A 20,119-nucleotide genomic window follows, 5' to 3' on the forward strand; every position below is an offset into this window, starting at 1 on the left:
CGCCTCGCTGACGCTTTTTGAAGTTGCACTCTTTGTTTTAGTTTTCAGCGATAACATTCAAAAAGCAGGAGTGCTCTGTCTACCGTTCAATGTCGTTTGACGTGTGTCACCGTTGGCTTGCCCTGCAGTGTGAAATAGGGCGTGGACTTCAGAATGAGACGACATATAACGAGGGGCGAAGCAGAAGAGTGTGTTTACACGGAGCTTTCTATGAGTGTTCATGCACGAGCATTAACAATTCCCTTCAAATTTGGAGACATTGAAAGATGCGCCGAAGTGCACCTTTTTCGCGTTGTTGATGACGTATAATGTCGATGTCATCGACTTGCTAATGGGTGATTCCTTCTGGTATGTTCATTCAAAATCCCTGCTGCGCTCGACTCTGCTGTGATACTCAACTTGAGGCTGTTGATGACAAATTCCAATGATTGCAAAGAAGGTAATATCAGAGCGAGAATTCATCCACTACTGGCATATTTACAGGAGGTCCATGCGAAATATGCAGATAGTCGGGATGGTGCTTTAGCCGATTATATCCCGGAGTTGAGTCGTGCTGATCCGAACTGGTTTGGGATAAGCATTGCGACAATCGATGGCCAAATATATCAGGTCGGCGACACCGCTCAAGACTTTACGATTCAGTCGGTCTCTAAGCCGTTTGTTTACGGGATGGCGCTGCAGGACAACGGGCTTGCATACGTGAATGATCGTATCGGTGTTGAACCCTCCGGCGATGCTTTCAATTCAATTAGTTTGCAGAAGGATTCTGGTCGACCGTTCAACCCCATGATCAATGCCGGCGCCATTGCATCGACAGGATTGATTCTTGGTGACAATTTTGAACAAAAATATTCCAGATTACTCCAGACGTTTTCGGATTATGTGGGCCGTCCCGTATCGATTGATGAAAGTGTTTATCAGTCGGAATCGGAAACGGGGGATCGTAACCGAGCGATTGGATACATGTTGCGAAATGTCAAGAAGCTCGACTCAGCTCCTGAAGAAGTCCTGGATCTCTACTTTCGGCAATGCTCCATATTAGTCAACTGTCGCGACCTGGCTGTGATGGCTGCGACTTTGGCTAATGGAGGCGTTTCTCCGATTACTGGCAAAACCGTCATCGATGAATGGTGCGTTACACGTGTTCTCAGTGTGATGTCAACCTGTGGCATGTATGATTATTCCGGAGAATGGATATTTCGAGTTGGAATGCCCTCGAAAAGTGGAGTCGGAGGAGGCATTATCGGAGTTCTGCCAGGGCATCTTGGGATTGCTGTCTTTTCTCCATTGCTGGATGAACGCGGCAACAGTGTGCGAGGAATACAAGTGTTTTCTGAACTTTCGGAACACTTTGATTTGCATTTGTTTAATGTAAATCGTTCGACGAAGTCCGTCATTCGCTCGCGCTATTCAGCGGATAAAGTCGGTTCAAAACGAGTTCGACCAGAATCAGAGATGAAGTTAATGTCTGAACTAGGAAAACGAATTACAATTTATGAGCTTCAAGGCGACTTAACACTCGCCTCCATAGAGATCGTTATCAGAGACATTATGGCGTTGCCGGACACGTCCGAGTATTTAATTATTGATTTCAAACGCATACTGGGCTCCGATCGACCAGCTTTAGACTTTTTCTTCAAATTCTTTGAATGCAATTTTGATCAGATTAAAGACGTAATTTGCACGCATGTGATTGACCATCCTGAACTTGTTGCTGTCATCGAATCGTTTGGATTGTCGTCCTTCTTTCGAGTGAAAACGGATACTGATGACGCTATCGAGTTCTGTGAAGATCTCCTGCTGCAAAATCAAATACAGCCAAGAACGAATTACGAATTAACGGAACTTCCTGATTTTGATTTACTTCGAGGGCTTCACAGTGAAGAGGTGAATACTTTACTTCGCCTTCTCAATAAGCGTTATTATGAGGATGGTGATGCCATCATTAAGCAGGGCCAACCTGCAGAGGCGATCTACTTGCTGGCTGTCGGTCAGGTTTCAATTTATATTGACCTTCCCAACGGTCAGAAACGACGATTGACAACATGTTCGCCGGGCATGGCTTTCGGAGAGATGGCCATCATTGAACGCAGTAATCGATCAGCCAGCGTGATCGCAAATGGGAAGGTCGTCTGTTATCAGTTTCCTCTGGAGGCTTACGAAAAACTTACGCAGACCTACCCATCCATCAAATTCACAATTCTTGAAAATATTGCACGTAGACTTTCTGTTCGCGTACGTAAGCTGACTGATGAAGTCCGAACTCTCAGTCAATAGAAGGTTTCCTGCTGCGGAGAGTTGTGATGATTGATTGAAGTCATTTTCATCTCATTCGGTATCAACTCGATAGTAATACGAATTTAAATCCCATGAATTATGTCCTGCAAGCTTCGGATCATCATGAAAACAAAGCTGTCTTTCAGTTGTTACCAGTTCAAAAAATACGACTGGGCCGGGACGCACAACTTGAAATTTCAGTAACATGGGATCGGGCCATCTCCCGTGAGCATGCCAGCGTTCAGTTGGTCGATAATCAACTCCATATTGACTCCTTTCCAGCCGCTCGAAATCCAATTCAATACCAGGGAAAGAGGTTTCGAAAATGCAGGATTGACGAGGGTGACATCTTTAAAATTGGTAGTACGGAATTCCATTTTCAGATCCTCGCCGATTCATTGGGAACAATTGACACTATTCATGAGGAAGACAATCAGGTTGGTCGCGATGAACACGTCTATCTTGCTGAAGAATTGCATCGGATTAAATTTGCCAATAGCGAGCAACAGATTGAAATCCTGGCAAAACTTCCTGAGATAATTCGCGAATCCGAGAATGATATCAGGCTCGCAGAGCGACTTGTCGATTTATTACTGGAGGCTATTCCACAGGCTCATGCAGTGGCTGTCGTCGTGTTCGATTCGAATCAAATTTACTCAAATCTCGATGCCGAGACCGTTCATCCGGCCAGCAATCCTCAAGTCCTGCCTAAGCCAATTATGACTCGAGTGGGAACTCGGGAAGATCTGAATTTTCGATTTCTCCCCAGCCATCGATTGATGCTGCGAGCACTTTCGCAGAGAGGTAGTGTTATCCATGTCTGGGGCGAAGAATCCGAAAGCCAGTTCACGATGACGGGAGGGCTCTCCTGGGCATTCTGCTCACCAGTGATTGGAGAATCGAGTGACGGCTGGTGCCTGTATGTCTCAGGAGCAGGCACGAGAAAAGAATCTCTGCTTGTGACGGAAGAAGATCTGGCTGGAGATTTGCGGTTTACCGAATTAGTTGCTCAATTTATCGGTTCGATTCGTCAAGTCCGAACCTTACAGGAACATAGAACTCGCCTCAGTTCATTCTTTTCACCGAATGTCATTCAAAGCCTCTCAAGCCGTCAGTCAATTCAACCAGCTGAGTGCGATATTGCGGTTCTTTTTTGTGATATCCGAGGATTCTCCCGCAAAGCTGAAGAATTAAGAGAGGACCTTCCGAAGTTACTCGAAAGTGTCAGTGAAGCTTTGGAAGTGATGGCAAATGGCATTCTTGATTTCGACGGCACAATTGCTGATTTTCAGGGAGATGCCGCACTTGGTTTCTGGGGATGGCCTGTCGCTGGTAACGAAGGAGCTGCTCCTGCCCTCCTGGCTGCGATGCTTATTGGACACGCATTCGATGAAGCCAATCGCGAGCCAGACAGTCTTCTGAGAGGTTTTTCTGTTGGCTTTGGTGTCTCTTTTGGCAAGGCACTTGCCGGACAGGTTGGAACTTCATCGCAGTCAAAGATTGGTGTTTTTGGACCGATCGTTAACCAGGGGGCACGACTGGAGGGGATGACCAAATTATTTGGAACGCAGATCTGCGTTGACGAAGCGGCTGTTCAAACTATTGGCGATCGCTTCGCAGCAATGGACGCAAAATTTCGCAAGCTTGGACGATTCTACCCCAAGGGGATGCATCAGCCTCTGACTGTCTACTCGTTACAACCTTCCGGTAGCATGCCGGAGTCAAACCGAGAAGTCTATTTGAATTACGACCGAGCGCTCAAAGCCATTGAGCATGGTCTGTTTGAGGAAGCGGCTGGTTTGATTCGGCCTCACGCTGAGCAGGATAAGCCCTCTGGGTTCTTGTTGTCGTTCCTCGATTCTCACGATCGCGTTGCTCCGGAGAACTGGGATGGAATCATCCCCCTGCCGTCCAAATAAAATTTCTGGGAGAAGTATGTCTGTGAAAGTTCGTATTATAAATAGCAGCCTTGGGCCAGACGAATGCATTCAGTTTGCCCAAACCATTCTCATCAACGATGAGATCGCAATTGATGCTGGGACACTCGGGCTAATCACACCGTTACGAACTCAACAGGACATCGAGCATGTATTCCTTTCCCATTCCCATCTAGACCATGTCGCCACATTGCCGCTGTTTCTGGATAACGTCTATAAACCCAGTGACGATTGCCCGACAGTTTATGGCACTTCAGAAACACTGGCCTCGCTTCACACTGACTTTTTTAATGATCGCGTTTGGCCAGATTTATTTCGACTCTCAGAAGAAGAAACTCCGTTTCTTCGTCAACAGAAGTTGAGTAGTCAGGAACCGATTAAAATTGAAAATTTGTCAATCACACCGGTTCTGCTCAATCATGTTGTTCCAACCATGGGCTTTATTATTCAGGAGGCGACTACGACTTTGGCAATTATTTCTGATACTTTGCCTACGGTACAAGTCTGGAAGCTGTTAAATGAAGTCCAAAATTTAAGTGCCCTCTTTCTGGAATGCAGCTTTCCAAATCGAATGCAGTGGCTGGCAGATAAAGCTGGTCATCTGACTCCGCAGCGATTTCAGAGTGAACTTGCCAAACTCAATCATTTCAACATTCCTGTTTATGCGATCCATGTCAAGGCTACATATCATGAGGAAGTCATACGTGAACTCCAGGAATTGAAAATTCGGGAACTTCATATTTCCCCACCAAACCTTGAGATCACAATCTGATCTGCAGGGCCGTTTCTCCAGCGGTATAAAACTCGATAAGAATCGCTCTTCATTCGCAACTGAAGCCCCCGGCTGTCCACTCCCCAGTCCTTGTCGTAAATCTGTGTGTCGTCATTTGTGGTCAAGAATCTCATTTGCAGATCTGGGGTATAAAATGTCGTTGGGTCTGCTTCTTGAGGGGTGCAGCAAATATTATTTGTTTGGGGCAGTCGGGATTGGTGATAAACTTTTTGGCGGAACAAAATGTAATTATACTTACTGACAACGCGAGGCGATTACAAAACGTTTGGCGATACATTGAAAATAGAAATTTACACGCGGCTGAACGTAAGTGCTGATGTGAGCGGCGGTCTGCGTTCGACGTGATTTAACGTTTTCAGTCAGTCTCCACACTTACCAGATCGTTCGCCAGGGATATCGAGATCTCAGAGCGTATTCAAAAATGAACCGCAGCATATGGCAGGAGCTAATACCACATTTACAGTCCTTTGATGCTCACGTGACTGCAGAATCCATTTGAAAATGGTCTAGTGCCGTTTCAGGACTTAGATTTGGGCATCAAATAACTGTAACGCACTCCGTTGTCGTGCTTAATAAGAACATCAACCCACATTATTAGTGTGGAAGACGCACTCGTAGAACTTAAAATTATGAAATTACTTATGACACCTTTGATTCGATGCTTCTTACTTACGATTACTTTGATGACGACCTTCAGTCAGAAAGGCATGGCCGGGAACGAAGCTGATGTGATTGTCTACGGCTCCACCCCGGCTGGCTTTTGCGCTGCGATCGCTGCAGCTCGCGAGGGGGCTACTGTTATCCTTCTGGAACCGACAGACCATGTCGGTGGTATGAACACGGGCGGGCTGAGCCACTGCGACTCCAACCAAATGGTTCGCAGTGCGGTGAGAGGGTTGTTCGAAGAGTGGCATATGCGTGTCGTCAAGGATTACACGGATCGTGGACTCAATGCTCCTTACTTTCCTGGCGTGAAGGATCAGTCACTGTGGACCTTTGAGCCAAACGTCGCGATGCGTGTGACGATGCAGATGCTCGATGAGGCTGGAGTCCGCGTACTGACCGAACGCTATTTGAAGTCAGTGACGAAAGATGGTCCTCGGATTACCTCTCTGATCACGAAGAACGGTACATTTACAGCCCGGGTTTATGTTGACGGCTCATATGAGGGCGATCTGATGGCGGCCGCGGGGGTGAACTGGACGATAGGCCGCGAGGAACGCGCGGAATATGGCGAGTCGCTGGCCGGCAAGCAGTATCCCAAACAAAAGATGAACATCAACGGCTTCGACGAACAGGGCAACCTGCTGCCGCTGGTCACGACCGATGATGCCGGTGCAGAGGAGGGAGGGGACAGCAACGTGATGACCTACAGTTTCCGGCTCTGTATGACCGAGGACCCAGATAACCGCATACCGATGCCCGCTCCATCCAACTACGACCCGGCCCGGTTCGAAATCGTTCGCCGAGCGTTGAAGGCCGGCGTACGAGTTGGGTTCGATCTCTACCCGCTACCCGGGGACAAGCTCGATGGCAACAACTCCATTGGCGGGCAGTTCTCGTTGGGGCTGGTTGGGGGAGGCAAGGAATGGCACTCAGCTGACGAAGCGGGGCGAAAGAAGATCTGGGAAGCTCACAAGCAGTACACTCTGGAATTCTATCACTTTCTGACGACCGACCCGGCTGTGCCCGTGAGCATTCGAAACAGATACTCCACTCTCGGCTTGTGCAAAGACGAGTTCGCGAGCTACGACCACTTCTCGCCAGCACTCTACGTCCGCGAGTCACGGCGAATGAAGGGGATGTACGTCATCAGCCAGAAAGACATCCTGGAAGAACCGGAGAAGGACGATCCGATTGCGATCTCCTCGTTTCCGATCGACTCGCACGACTGCCAGCGTATCGCGTTCGAAGGTGGAGGGGTGATCAATGAGGGGACGATTTACCCTGTGAGGCGAAAGAATCCCAAACAGGGCTATGCGTACCACGTACCGTACCGTTCGATCCTGCCCAGGCCCGAGCAATGCGACAACCTGCTTGTGCCCGTCGCATTGTCGTGCAGCCATGTGGGGATCTCGTCGTTGCGGATTGAAGGGACCTGGATGATCATCGGCCAAAGCGCCGGTATCGCTGCTGCATTAGCAGCTCAAAGTGATGCGACTGTTCAGGAACTGCCGTATCTACAGCTTCGCAAACGACTGTTAGCACAAGGCCAGGTTCTCGAACTGCCTGACGTCTCCGAATACCCATCGACAACAGGATCCATCTCCTTGAAGACTTTGCCGGGAATCGTGCTGGATGATGCGAACGCCATGCTGACGGGGGAATGGTCTCACTCGACAAATTTTAAACCGCACATCGGCAATGGTTATCTCTTTAGTGGCAAGCCGGGCATCAAAACGAAAGGCGACGGTAGCACATCGGCTACCTTCCGAATCAATGTACCGAAGTCAGGTGAATATCAATTGTTGATGAGCTATTCGGCTCACGAGACCCGCGCCACAAACGTGCCTGTGATCGTAATCAGTGGCTCCCACGAAAAAGAATTCACTGTAGATCAAACCAAGCCTCTGCCTTCAGGCCAGCATTTCAAATTCATTGGCAACGTACAACTGGAAAGCGGAGTTGAAACAATGATTACCATCCGCAACAGTCAAACGGCAGGCTTTATCATTGTCGACGCGATGCAATTGCTTCCGAAAGACGAGTAAGTTGCTCTGGCGAAAGGCCATTACTGAATTCACTTCTCAGATATTAAACTGAGGAGATCTCCAATCTGCCGATGGGCTTCAATGGGATGGCGTAACGACTTGTCTTCGATCACGGTGTATTGATTCTTCCGTCCCACCTTGACCCGTTTGATGAAGCCGCCCTCTTCAAGATCTTGAACAATTCTTTGAACCGCGCGTTCTGTAATCCCAACGGCAACCGCGACTTCCCTGAGAACCATCTGAGAGTTTTCATGCAGCACGATCAATACGTGGGCGTGATTTGTCAAAAACGTCCAGCGAGCGTGTTCCAGGGGTCGCGAGCTCTCTTTTGTAGAAGTTGATTTTAGAGATTTTGTCAGCACTTGTTTATTCGCTCCCTCTGAATGGGAAACGACGACTGGCTTTTTCTTCGTAGCTTTTGCAGATTTCTTCACACGAGCACCCTTGTTTTAATAAACACATCAGCGACTGCTTAATCCATCTCTTTTTCCGATGCTAACATCCTAGCAATATAAATCTGAAATGGAATTCATGAGATAGTAAGCACGAAAGAGTAAGCGTATTGGTTTTTTTTGACATCCTGCAATTAAAACTAAGAAATTATCGGAAAAGATACGATATTTAATTGACGACAATAAAGTCGTGCATTATAAATCGCGTATTAAATATCGCTAACCGCTGGGAGACTATCATGGTTTACGCTGTTCTTTTGCCGATTCTGCTCTTCATGGGGCTTGGCCTGTTACCTGTGGCCAATTCCATTCGCGGGACCATTGGAATTCGTCGTCTTGTGACTTCGGTAGCGGCTCTCCAGCTGGCAATTTCACTGATCGCAATGACCGCATTCATTTTTGCAGGAAGAGTTCCTCAATTTCTGGAAATCATCTCAGTAGGAGAAAGCAGTCCAATCGGCCTCAATCTCTATTACGATGGATACAGTTCCCTGATGCTCCTGCTCGTCAGTTTTGTTGGCTGGATCATCTGTTGTTATTCCAGTCGATATCTCGATGGCGATGAATATGAAAGTCGCTATTACCGATGGACTGCATTCACGATAGCTGCTGTCTCGCTGATGGTTGTGGCGGGTAATCTTCTGATGTTCTTCATGGCTTGGGTGTTAACAAGTTCAGGTCTCCATATGCTCCTGACACATTATGCGGAGCGAACTGCGGCGACACGAGCGGCCTGGACGAAATTCTTCATCAGTCGTATTGGAGATATTGCCTTAATCATGGCTATCGTTCTGACTTTTCAAGAGTACAGAACCTTTGATTTTCCTGAGCTCTTTGCCGCTGTGCGACTAAATGTCGTTGAAGGGGTCCCCGCTAGCGTCAATTCCTTAATCATCGGCTGGCTGTTGATGTTGGGTGCGGTTACGAAGTCGGCTCAATTCCCTTTTCATGTCTGGTTGCCCCAGACACTGGAAACTCCAACTCCAGTTTCTGCACTCATGCATGCCGGTGTGGTCAATGCTGGTGGTTATTTAATCATTCGGGTCAGTCCAATGCTGGTCTACTGCCCCGGAGTCCTTGAGACTTTGGCAGTCGTTGGTGGATTCACAGCATGTTTTGCTGCGATTGTGATGACCACACAGACAAGCGTCAAGAAAATGCTGGCCTATTCAACAGTTGCCCAGATGGGATTCATGATGCTGCAATGTGGATTGGGGGCCTTTTCACTGGCGATGCTGCACATCCTGGCGCATTCGCTTTACAAGGCCTATACCTTTCTCGACTGTGGTGGAGTCATCGCACGGAGAGCAGCGATGGTTGAAGTCGTCAACGACACCAGGGATAAGATTCATGCGGGATGGGCGGTTACCGCCTCTGTATTGATTACCGTAGCGATACTCGCAATCAACTTTTCGCTCTTTTCCGTGAATATTACAGAGAAGTCAGGGGGAGCGATACTGGGAACTGTCATGCTCCTGGCATTTTCAACCTGGCTCGCACAAGTCTTTCAGAAGACGACCTGGAAAGGGAAACTGATCAGTGTTCTCTTCACGGCTTTTCTGATCTCTTCTTACACGATCGGATACTGTCTGGTTGAAGAAATGGTCAAAGCCAGTTCTGTGCCTGTGCAGGTGGCTGGTTCCTGGTTGGTTGTGCTGCTGATTGGGCTTTGTTTCGGTGGATTACTGTTGACCCATGCCGTAACTCGAACCGGGGCTTCAACTCCTCTGCTGGACCGACTTTACATTCATGCATCCAACGGATTCTACATGGAAGCGTGGTATCGACGGCAATTTAAACAATTTTCATAACAGTACTGCTCACCGCTCATTTCCACATTCAAAACCCAAGAAAGCCTGGACCTATCATGTCTACGATTAATCTGCCAAAGTCGCTCGGAATGCAGTCTGAGAAAGTTGCTGATAACAATGGAGTGTCTGTGAGAAAATCACAGGGAAACCATCTGCACGTCGTTCTGGGGCAGGTTCAGAAAGCCGTGCCTGCCGTTTGGCCACTTAAGGATTATGTGGCTATCAATCCGTTTGCTGAGATTTCCGATCGAAACTTCTTGAATGCAAGAAATTACCTGAGATTGTTTTCCGAGACAGAACTGCTGATGCCGCTTGATTATTTTGAAAATCTTTTCAAGCAGGGAAAGTTCCATTCAGGCGATATTCAAACTGCGATTGAGGAGTTTAAGGGATCAATCTTCAACTCTGCTCCTGAAAATTCACTTGATGAGATTATCCAACTTTTGCACGACAGGAATTCTGTCAATCCGGAAGCTCCTCAAGTGCATGAGGAGTCCGATCGGCAGATCTATACGATTGCTGAATCCATGGATCGATGCACAGGTTCCGAATGGAATTCTGTCTTCTGCGAAGAAATTTCAAAATACTGCTCTGCTCATTACGACGACGGTCAGGCAAGTTGGAAAAGTCCATGGAAAAATTTGATGCTTTATCAGGCCTGGAAATCAGCCGCCTCGATTGATCGGAATATTGAGGTACTTGGGCTTACTGGATTTCGAAAATTCGTTTCTCATCTCCCTGAAGTTCCAGAGGCGGCTATTCTCGAATTGCTAAAACGAATGAATGTCCCTCAGAAAATGTGGGAACCCGTTCTGCTGTGCTATGCAAACAGCATTCCCGGCTGGAGCTCATGGACTCGATTCCAGGTCGACTCCGGCCAGCGGTCAGGAATTGAAAATTCTGATCTGAATGGCTTGCTGGCCATTCGAATGGCTTATGATGTTGCCTTGTCGGATCTCTTCGCATTCGAGATCAATTGGACATCCTGGATTCCAGAACATTTGAATTTGAACTCCAATTCTATTGAACCAGCTGCTCTTGAAGTCAACAATGAGGTGAAGCTTCGTTACACACTTCTTCGAGCAGCAGAATTGGGGTATCAACGTGAACTCCTCGGGCGACTTTCTCCTCAGGCGGAGAGTTCTGAAAGCAGCGATCAACAGAAGACGGGAGCAGCGGGACAGAAACTGGCACAATTTGTGTTTTGTATTGATGTTCGATCAGAGCGAATCCGACGACATCTTGAGTCTCTTTCTCCAGAGATTGGAACAGGTGGATTCGCTGGATTCTTTGGAATTCCGCTGGAGTTCGTACCTTTGGGGGAAGCTTCGGGAATCAGTCAGGTGCCCGTACTTCTGCAACCATCGTTTCAGGTCAAGGAAAGTTTGACTACGCATTCTGATTGTCATACCTGCGAATCCGCAGAGCCGGAAGCGGTTGAACGTAAGCAGTTGATTCGAAGTCTGAGAGCCGCAATAAAAACTCTCCAGAGTTCAGCGATTTCCTGTTTTTCGTTTGTCGAGACTTCAGGACTCTATTATGTCCAGTATCTCATCGGACGAACATTCGGATGGAAATCAGCTCACGGTAATGCTCGGTATGATGGTGTTTCTTCAGCACAGAGAAAGCAATTGGCACCTGGTTTTGATGGACTGGAGTGTCAGGGAATCGGTCTGACTGATCAAGCACAAATGGCCAGTAAAATCTTACACGGAATGGGACTGACTGAGTCATTTCCCAGATTCGTTGTGTTGTGTGGTCACGGTAGTCAAACAGAGAATAATCCACTCAAGGCAGGACTGGATTGTGGAGCATGCGGGGGGCACTCTGGAGAACCGAACGCGCGGTTTGCCGCCAGACTTTTAAATTCCGAACCAATTCGGTGCGAACTGAAAAAACTCGGAATTGAAATTCCCGTTGAGACCCAATTTCTGGCGGGACTGCACAATACGACTACCGATACCATTACATTCATGGACTTGGACGAGCTTCCCGAGTCCCATCAAGCCGAATACGAATCCATCGTGGAGGTTTGTGCTCAGGCGAGCGAGTTAACTCGCAGGGAACGATTCAAAGATCTCTCGTGTTCAAATGTATCGCAACTTCTCAGGAAAAGTAATGACTGGTCGGAAGTCCGCCCTGAGTGGGGATTGGCTGATAATGCCTCTATCGTAATTGCACCGCGAAACCTGATGAGAACGATTGATCTTGAGGGACGAGCATTCCTGCATGAATACGACTTCAATCACGATGCCAGTGGCGAAATTCTTGAGTCAATCATGACTGCTCCCATGATCGTCGCCCATTGGATCAATATGCAGTATTACGCCTCAACTGTCGATCCGAAACGTTATGGAAGTGGGAACAAAACGATTCACAATGTCGTAGGGCGGTTTGGACTACTTTCCGGGAATGGTGGAGACCTGATGACAGGCTTGCCCTGGCAGTCTCTGCATGATGGTCATGACTACAGGCATCATCCGCAGCGTTTACTCTCTGTGATTGCTGCCCCGAAAATAATGATCGATAAGGTCATCCAGAAACATGAAAATATTTCCAATCTTATAGTCAATGGATGGCTCAATCTGGTTGCGATTGAGGACGGAGAATATTTTCAATATTCGCAGGATCACACTTGGTCAGAAATACCTCAGTCCTATAAATCTGTTGGGGAATAGCAGCTGGAAACAGTCCGGCTGAGCAGATCTGAACGGAATTGATGTTATGAAAATTTCTAATCAATACCGAGATTTCACAGGCAGACTACGGATTTAAGTCATATCTTTGAGATGTCAGGCAGAGGAATAACGGAATTTGTGTCTCTTCGGTTGAATACATCGTAAATTCCTATGGAAAGATGCTGATTTAACGATTATTCAATCATCAGGACGTTACGTACCATTCGATAGAAATCGTCCTGTTGTGAGGTCAGATCATTTTCGAGAGTACGCATTTTTTTGTAAGTTAATGGAGTGAAAGAGCTTGAGTCAAATAGACCGAGAAGAGATCTGCTGGCATATTGAACAGCTCATGATTCATTCCGGATTGATGGTGGATCGTCCAAAGATCAATCATATCGTGGATGATGCGCTCGCTCAGTATGACGATTCAGAGATGGGCTCCTGGTGGAGACTGATTCTTGAGGTCAGCCGCAGCCTGTCGTTGAATTGCCGTGTGGTCGATTGTTCAGCAAAGCAGCTCCGAGAATTAGTCACCAACGATTCAAATATTATTCTTTGCGATCCGTCTTCAAATCGTCTGATTTCTGTTTTGAATATGGTGAATGGTAAGTATGAAATTCGAGAGAATTCAGCGAAACCCATACGGCGTAATGTTCGGCCTGGAGAACTCATAAAGAGATTAGGTAGTGAAAATGTAACGAGTCCGATCCGCTGTGTGTTGTACGGTTCTCAATTAACAGCAAGTACGATGGGAGTTTCCAACACTCGTTCCTCGAAACCTCTGGATAGACTCATTGGGTTGTTAAAACCGGAGTTGAGTGACGTTGGAATCATTGTCGTTTTCGCCATGATTACGGGCTTGCTCGCACTGGCAACTCCGCTGGCAGTGGAAACGCTTGTCAGTACGGTCGCTTTTGGCAGGTTTCTTCAGCCAGTTGTTATTCTGGCATTGATTCTCTTTGCTTTCCTGTCTTTTTCAGCAGCTTTGAGGGCGTTACAAACATATGTCGTTGAAATTATTCAGCGACGATTGTTCGCGCGCATTGCAGCGGATCTTGCCTTTCGATTCCCTCGAGTTGAAATTTCATCGCTGGATGGGAAGTATGGCCGGGAAATGGCCAATCGTTTCTTTGAAATTGTGACAGTACAAAAGGTGACTGCACAACTTCTTCTGGATGGAATCTCACTGATTCTGGGCACATTGATCGGTATGGCGGTGCTCGCCTTTTATCATCCCTGGCTTTTGGGGTTCGATTTGATTCTGCTCGCTTCAATTGCTCTGATTATTTTCGTACTGGGTCGAAAAGCGGTAGAAAGTAGTATTAAGGAATCGAAAACCAAGTATCGGATGGCGGCCTGGTTGCAGTCTTTGTTGTCAGCAGAAACAACATTTCGGCACTCCAATGCAGCAGAATTCGCGTTGGCTAAAGCCGACCAGATGTCCTATGACTATCTTAAGGCACGCAAAGCTCACTTTCGAATTTTGATGCGGCAAATCCTATTCGCACTCGGATTACAAGCTATTGCCAGCACCGTGTTGCTTGGATTAGGAGGATGGCTCGTAATCACCGGGCAGTTGACATTGGGGCAACTCGTGGCCTCAGAATTGATTGTCACTGTTATCGTCGGCTCATTTGCGAAACTCGGTAAGCACATGGAAAGCTATTATGATTTGCTTGCTTCTGTGGACAAACTGGGAGCCCTGTTCGACCTGAAAGTAGAACGGCAGGATGGTTTAATCCACTATTCCAGTTCTGGCTCTGTGGAAGTTAAAGCTGTTAATGTCAGTTCGAAACTGGCTGACAATCATTTCAGTCTCAATAAATTTTCTTTTCATCTCAAATCTGGCGATCGTCTCGTGCTTCGCGCGGATGAGTTGAATGGAACCGGCTTGTTGCTCGACCTATTGTTTGGCATGAGGGAACCGACAGAGGGTCATGTTACGATCGATGGAATTGATCCGCGTGATTTTCGTCCGGACGTCCTGCGAAAACATGTCCAGCTCGTTCGAGATATGGAAATGTTCCTGGGAACGGTTGCCGAGAATCTCCATCTTGGTCGTCCTGAAGTCTCACAACATTCAATGCGAGAGGTCTTGGAAAATATCGGTCTGCTGGATGATATTCTCAGATTACCAGACGGATTGGAAACAACTCTTGTTGAAAATGGATATCCTTTGAGCCAGGATCAGATCACCAAACTTGTCTTGGCCCGTGCTCTGTTGGGCTCGCCGAGTTTATTGCTGATTGACCGAACTCTTGACACATTTTCTGATCAGGATGCTGTAAATATTGCCAAGGAAATTATGGATAAACGTCACCCCTGGACTGTCGTCCTGGTAACGAATCGCAACAGTCTGATGAACTTGGGGAATCAGTTCCTGCCAAACTTCGATTCTCCTGCAGACTCTGACCAGGAGCTGATACATGTCTGATTTGAGCCTTAAGAAAACTGAAACTCCTTCGACTTTGATGCGAAGTAGCACGTTACTGCTTCCTGTCGCTTACGATGAATCGGTCATGCCTTCTCTACAGTTGGCTAAATCATCCCGTTCTATCCGGCGTATCGCAAAGCTACTGTTCCTGGCCTTGCTGTTGACAATTGTAGTGGTCGCAATTGCTCCCTGGCAGCAATCGATTTATGGATCCGGCAATGTGATTGCATTTTCACCGGAAGAGCGACCACAGGTCATCGAATCTCCAATTAAAGGACGAATTGTTTCCTGGGGAGAGGGGATTTATGAAAATGCGGAAGTTAAAAAGGGGGATCTGATTGCAGAAATTCAGGATTTGGACGAATCCTATCGGATGCGTCTTGAACAAAAACTGAACAATAGCGAACGAACTGTTGTCGCAGTGGAACAACAACTTGCTGCCAATAAGCGAGCCCTGGAAGCGGCACTGACCTTAGTGGATTCGTTCTCCTCGCAGGTGGTTGCCTACAAGAAAGTAAAGCAGGAAACCATCGCTGCACAAGATGCTTACATGGAAATGGCCAGAAAAAAAGTCGAAGCCGAAAAACAACAACTTCTGGAATATGAAGCGGCGATTCCCCAGTTGAAAGCAGAAGCGCAACGTATGGAAATGCTGTACCAGGAAAATAATATTTCCTTGCAAAAAGTTCAGGAAGTTAAAAGAAAGCTTTCTGAAGCCGAGGCAAAAGTCGCCAGGGCAGAGGCATACGTTTCTTCTGCTGAGTCTGAACTGGAAGGCAAAATTCGGGAACGAATTTCAAAAATTGAGAAAGCTCAAATCGATATTGATTATGCCGAGGCGACTTTACGAAAAGTTCGAGGAGATATTTCCAAAGCAGAAAGTGATGTCGCAAAAACAGAGCAGGAGTTGAATAAATCGCAAAAAATACTGATTGAATCTCAAACCGAACTCTCTCGCCAGGAAAGACAAACCTTAATCTCTCCATGTGATGGATACGTCGTTCAAATCAACCCTAATATGGGGACCGCTGTGCTCAAGGAAGGGGATCCTATCTGTACGATCGTCCCGTTAACTTCAGATAGAGCCGTGCAAATCTGGCTGCAAGGAAATGACGCTCCACTGATTCAGAAGGGACGTCATGTACGTCTGCAATTCGAAGGTTGGCCGGCTCTCCAATTTGCGGGATGGCCTTCAGTGGCTGTCGGGACATTTGGTGGCGAAGTGGTTTCGATTGATGCCACGGATAATAGCAAAGGTCAATTTCGAATCCTTGTCAAACCTGTCGAAAGTGGTCAAGACTGGCCTGGTGATCGCTATTTGAGACAAGGAGTTCGTGCCAACGGCTGGGTCATTCTTGACAGGGTTCCGCTGTGGTATGAAATTTGGCGACGGCTCAACGGGTTTCCTGTCCTCCCACCGGAAGATGGAAAAAGCTCGGATAAAAATAAACCCAAACCTCCCAAGATTCCTAAATAGCTTAGGTTTTATTTAAGACTGGGTAAGCTTGTGAACTTTTTACGGTTAGAGGTCTGACTGGCTTTTTAACGATTGATCCATCGGTTTAATGAGTCATGATGCAGATCATTTCGCTCCGATAATGATGACAGCGTTCATAGAATATTAGAAATTCGAATGTGAAATCTCTGAAGTGAAGAAGACATATTTACTTCTCGATAGATTTGTTCATTTTCGAGCAACTTCCCTGATTCTTGCTGTGATTGAGAGTTCTGAGTGTGCAGTCGTATCCTGACAATTCTGGCGATGATGCATTTCTTAGGATGCGTTACGGTCAATAAATACGACTCCCAGTCAACTCATGAGTCCTCGAATATCAATAAACCTATTAAGGTGGGCGAAGAAAGCTCAGCTGTCCAGGTAGAACCGTCCATCGATAAAGCTGATAGGGAAGTGGCGAAGATCTCCTTAGCCGCGTTTGAGGAACAGATCGACTTGTCCACGGGAACAGACCGTTCAACGGAAATTCAGTCTGAACTACCTCCTCTGGATGAATCTGCAAATGAACCTGCAAATGAATCTGCAGAGGAGACGCCTTACCCGACCGAGCTACAGGAACTTGCGATTGAGGAGAATTCCGTTTCGCTCGATTCGGTGATAGGGAGTGTTTATCAGAGTTTTCCCTTGCTGGAATCGGCTTATGCGGGGCGGAGAATTGCAGAAGGCGATCAAATGTCCGCAGCAGGAGCATATGACTTCAAATTCAAGGCGGCCTCAGAAAATAATGCCTTGGGATTTTATCAGAACTACCGACAGAGTTTAGGATTTGCCCAACCTCTCTATGGAGGAGGTGAATTCTTCGCAGGTTACAGGGTCGGCAATGGCAGCTTTCAACCCTGGTATCTGGAACGACAAACCAATGAAGGGGGGGAGTTTAAAACGGGTGTGAATATTCCATTGGCGAAAGATCGAAATATTGATCAACGCCGTGCCGAACTCTGGCGTTCCAATTATTCACGAAAAATGGTGGAACCCGAAATTCATGCTTTGCTGATAGGATTCATTCAGGAAGGCAGTTATGCCTACTGGGAATGGGTCGCCGCAGGGGAGAAACTCCTGATTGCAGAAGAAGTACTGGTCCTCGCTCAGGAACGCACCGACCGAATTCGTCAGCAGGTGGAGAATGGATTCATCGATCCACCGGAGTTGACTGATAACTTAAGACTCGTCTCCGAACGTGAAGCAAAACTTGCAGAGGTATTACAGAAATACCAAAAGGCAGCGATCAAGCTCTCGCTATATTTGAGAGATTACGAGGGGAGTCCAATTGTTCTTAGTATAAAAGATTTGCAGCGATTTCCATCTCCTGAGGAAAGACTTGAGACTTCTGTCGATCTCGACATCCAACTGGCTATCTCGAACCGTCCTGAATTGATTGTCATGGACTTTTTGCGGAAACAACTTCAGCTCGATTTTTCTGCTGCTCAAAACGAAACCCGTCCTACCATTGATACGCAATGGATTGCTTCTCAGGACATCGGCCAGCCGACCAGTCCCAAAAATGACAAAGGGGAATTCGTACTGGAAGCTTCTGTGTTCATGGATGTTCCGCTCCAAAGACGCAAAGCCAGAGGAAAGATGTTTGCAATCGAAGGTAAAATGACTCAACTGCAGGCGAAAAGAAAAATGACAGAGGATAAAATCGCAGTTGAGGTTCAAACGGTTCACACAGCTATGCAGGCAGCATTAAAACGGTATGTCTCGACTAAGCAAGCTGTCGAATATGCAGAAGATCTTGCTCAGCGAGAACGTAGGAATTTCGAACTGGGCTCCTCTGATCTTCTCAAAGTAACACTCAGAGAGCAATATGCCGTTGAAGCCTCCGAGAAAGTGATCGATGCTCTTCTGGATTTCTATCAAGCTGAAGTTGATTACCGCGCCACTTTGGCCCAGGATCAATTACCCTGAGGCACCCGCCATTCAGGACTACGGAAAAGTCTGGCTCCGAAACAAAGGCTATACCGCGTTCCAAATGAAAACCGGAGAAGTTCAACGATTTTAAGAACACTGGTTATCACCAGATGAATACCGGAAAATAATCAAGCGCAGGTGGCGGGGGCGCTCTCGAAGAGCTTCCTGGGGATTCCGCTGAAGTGGAACGCCCCGCCCCCGGAGGTCCTGTTCAAGATGTTACAGGAAATCCGGTTTCCAATTGGAACAGGGTTTAATTGCAGAAAAATAAATTGACAGATATTGTTAATATCTATGGTAATGCGCCTCAGTATGTTATTTACGATGTTATTGTTTTTTGCTAATATCTGACAATCAAGTATCTGTTCATTTCGAACCAGTCAAAACGTTATTGCGAACGATCAGAGCATTAAGAAATGTTTTACTCGAACGTTCCAATGAAGAATTAGGGTGGAACTGGATTTTCAGTGTATCGTAACTTCAGTATGAGTCTCGAATTGCACTGGTGAATCCAGTGGCATAAAACTCGAAGCTTGAATGCGAACAATCCCCCACTCGAAATTCTCAAAAAACTGACTCACACACTGGCCGAAAAATGAATTTGAAAAAATGTCGTAATCAAAATGTTATTGAGGCAAGACCATGTCGTTGGACTGGATTAATTACCATCACTTGCTGTATTTCTGGACGATAGCCAAAGAGGGTAGTATATCTGCAGCCTGTCAGAAGCTTCATCTGGCGCAGCCGACAATCAGTGGGCAGCTTAAAAAGCTTGAAACACAAATCAACGGAAAATTGTTTGATCGAACTGGTAGAAATCTCGTCCTGACAGATCTCGGCCAGACGGTTTTCAAATATGCCGATGAGATGTTTACGGTGGGACAGGAATTGATTGAAGTCCTGAAAGGTCAGCCTAGCGGTCGCCCATTAAGATTTCACGTCGGTGTTCCAGAAGTCCTGCCCAAGTTAATCGTTTTTCGACTACTCAAGCCTCTAATGGATATGGAAGATGAAATTCAATTGATTTGTCATGAAGGATCTCAGGATCAACTCCTGACAATGCTCGCAGCACACGAACTGGATGTTGTATTTTCCGATTCACCAGCTGCATCATTGATCAAGGTCAAAGCCTTCAATCATCACCTCGGTGCCTCCCGGATAGGACTGTTCGGGACAAAACAGTTGATTAGAAAATATGGAAACAATTTCCCGGAAGAATTTTCTGGGGCACCGCTTCTGTTGCCAGGTGAAGGAACGGCCTTGAGAAGGTCAATTGATCACTGGTTGAGAGAGTCGGATCTGCATGTCAATGTCAGGGGAGAATTTGATGATACGGCACTCATGAAAGTCTTTGCGGAATCAGGTGTGGGTTTTATTGCGGCCCCGTTAGTCATTCAAAAAGAAATCGCTCGACAATTTTCACTTGAGCTGATCAAAGTATTACCAAACGCCAAAGAAGAATTTTATGCCATCTCTGTCGAAAGGCGTATCAGGCACCCTGCGGTGGTGAAAATTTCTGAAATTGCTAAACAGCAACTTTTTGTCACCAAAAGCAGTTAGGCATCTTTTTGGTGTCAATGCGCCGTATTCAACGCT

General features: G+C 46.8%; 11 protein-coding genes. 10 read left to right on the top strand and 1 reads right to left on the bottom strand.

Annotated elements, in window-relative coordinates; all coding sequences use genetic code 11:
- Nucleotides 1-411: 411 nt before the first annotated feature.
- The 4 genes from glsA to Pan54_RS05820 all read left to right on the top strand — a co-directional run bounded on the left by glsA (nucleotide 412) and on the right by Pan54_RS05820 (nucleotide 7,718).
- Nucleotides 412-2,277, top strand: a complete 1,866-nt coding sequence (glsA, locus tag Pan54_RS05805) for a glutaminase A (protein ID WP_146502611.1) — start codon at nucleotides 412-414, stop codon at nucleotides 2,275-2,277.
- Nucleotides 2,278-2,369: 92 nt separating this feature from the next.
- Nucleotides 2,370-4,196, top strand: a complete 1,827-nt coding sequence (locus Pan54_RS05810) for an adenylate/guanylate cyclase domain-containing protein (RefSeq protein WP_146502612.1) — start codon at nucleotides 2,370-2,372, stop codon at nucleotides 4,194-4,196.
- Nucleotides 4,197-4,218: 22 nt separating this feature from the next.
- Nucleotides 4,219-4,986 carry a 3',5'-cyclic-nucleotide phosphodiesterase gene (locus Pan54_RS05815; protein WP_165441603.1) on the top strand — a complete coding sequence of 256 codons (768 nt, stop codon included), beginning with the start codon at nucleotides 4,219-4,221 and terminating at the stop codon, nucleotides 4,984-4,986.
- 704 nt (nucleotides 4,987-5,690) lie between these two features.
- A complete protein-coding gene (locus Pan54_RS05820) occupies nucleotides 5,691-7,718 on the top strand; it encodes an FAD-dependent oxidoreductase (RefSeq protein ID WP_390621940.1) in 2,028 nt (675 codons plus the stop codon).
- Between the two features lie 29 nt (nucleotides 7,719-7,747).
- On the opposite strand, the gene Pan54_RS05825 is transcribed toward Pan54_RS05820, so the two are convergent.
- Nucleotides 7,748-8,152, bottom strand: coding sequence for a helix-turn-helix transcriptional regulator (locus tag Pan54_RS05825; RefSeq protein WP_242631230.1), 405 nt, complete (start codon nucleotides 8,150-8,152; stop codon nucleotides 7,748-7,750).
- Between the two features lie 257 nt (nucleotides 8,153-8,409).
- Here Pan54_RS05825 and Pan54_RS05830 point away from each other — a divergent pair, with 257 nt between their 5' ends.
- The 6 genes from Pan54_RS05830 (at nucleotide 8,410) to nhaR (ending at nucleotide 20,083) form a co-directional block, all read left to right on the top strand.
- Nucleotides 8,410-9,981: a proton-conducting transporter transmembrane domain-containing protein gene (locus Pan54_RS05830; RefSeq protein WP_146502615.1), complete on the top strand. Its 1,572-nt coding sequence runs from the start codon at nucleotides 8,410-8,412 to the stop codon at nucleotides 9,979-9,981.
- Between the two features lie 56 nt (nucleotides 9,982-10,037).
- A complete protein-coding gene (locus Pan54_RS05835) occupies nucleotides 10,038-12,659 on the top strand; it encodes a YbcC family protein (protein WP_146502616.1) in 2,622 nt (873 codons plus the stop codon).
- 304 nt (nucleotides 12,660-12,963) lie between these two features.
- Nucleotides 12,964-15,096, top strand: coding sequence for a peptidase domain-containing ABC transporter (locus Pan54_RS05840; RefSeq protein ID WP_242631231.1), 2,133 nt, complete (start codon nucleotides 12,964-12,966; stop codon nucleotides 15,094-15,096).
- Nucleotides 15,089-16,573: an HlyD family secretion protein gene (locus Pan54_RS05845; RefSeq protein WP_146502617.1), complete on the top strand. Its 1,485-nt coding sequence runs from the start codon at nucleotides 15,089-15,091 to the stop codon at nucleotides 16,571-16,573. Before Pan54_RS05840 ends, Pan54_RS05845 begins: the two co-directional genes overlap by 8 nt.
- A 255-nt stretch (nucleotides 16,574-16,828) precedes the next feature.
- Nucleotides 16,829-18,520, top strand: coding sequence for a TolC family protein (locus Pan54_RS05850; RefSeq protein WP_146502618.1), 1,692 nt, complete (start codon nucleotides 16,829-16,831; stop codon nucleotides 18,518-18,520).
- 645 nt (nucleotides 18,521-19,165) lie between these two features.
- On the top strand, nucleotides 19,166-20,083 hold the full coding sequence (gene nhaR / locus Pan54_RS05855) for a transcriptional activator NhaR (protein ID WP_207310053.1): 918 nt from the start codon (nucleotides 19,166-19,168) through the stop codon (nucleotides 20,081-20,083).
- Nucleotides 20,084-20,119 lie beyond the last annotated feature (36 nt).

Source organism: Rubinisphaera italica, from assembly GCF_007859715.1.
Taxonomy (GTDB): domain Bacteria; phylum Planctomycetota; class Planctomycetia; order Planctomycetales; family Planctomycetaceae; genus Rubinisphaera; species Rubinisphaera italica.

Excerpts from the sequence above, each read along its gene's own strand:
- nhaR (WP_207310053.1), top strand. The coding sequence starts at position 19,166 with ATGTCGTTGGACTGGATTAATTACCATCACTTGCTGTATTTCTGGACG.
- glsA (WP_146502611.1), top strand. The coding sequence starts at position 412 with ATGACAAATTCCAATGATTGCAAAGAAGGTAATATCAGAGCGAGAATT.
- Pan54_RS05830 (WP_146502615.1), top strand. The coding sequence starts at position 8,410 with ATGGTTTACGCTGTTCTTTTGCCGATTCTGCTCTTCATGGGGCTTGGC.
- Pan54_RS05845 (WP_146502617.1), top strand. The coding sequence starts at position 15,089 with ATGTCTGATTTGAGCCTTAAGAAAACTGAAACTCCTTCGACTTTGATG.
- Pan54_RS05810 (WP_146502612.1), top strand. The coding sequence starts at position 2,370 with ATGAATTATGTCCTGCAAGCTTCGGATCATCATGAAAACAAAGCTGTC.
- Pan54_RS05820 (WP_390621940.1), top strand. The coding sequence starts at position 5,691 with ATGACGACCTTCAGTCAGAAAGGCATGGCCGGGAACGAAGCTGATGTG.
- Pan54_RS05835 (WP_146502616.1), top strand. The coding sequence starts at position 10,038 with ATGTCTACGATTAATCTGCCAAAGTCGCTCGGAATGCAGTCTGAGAAA.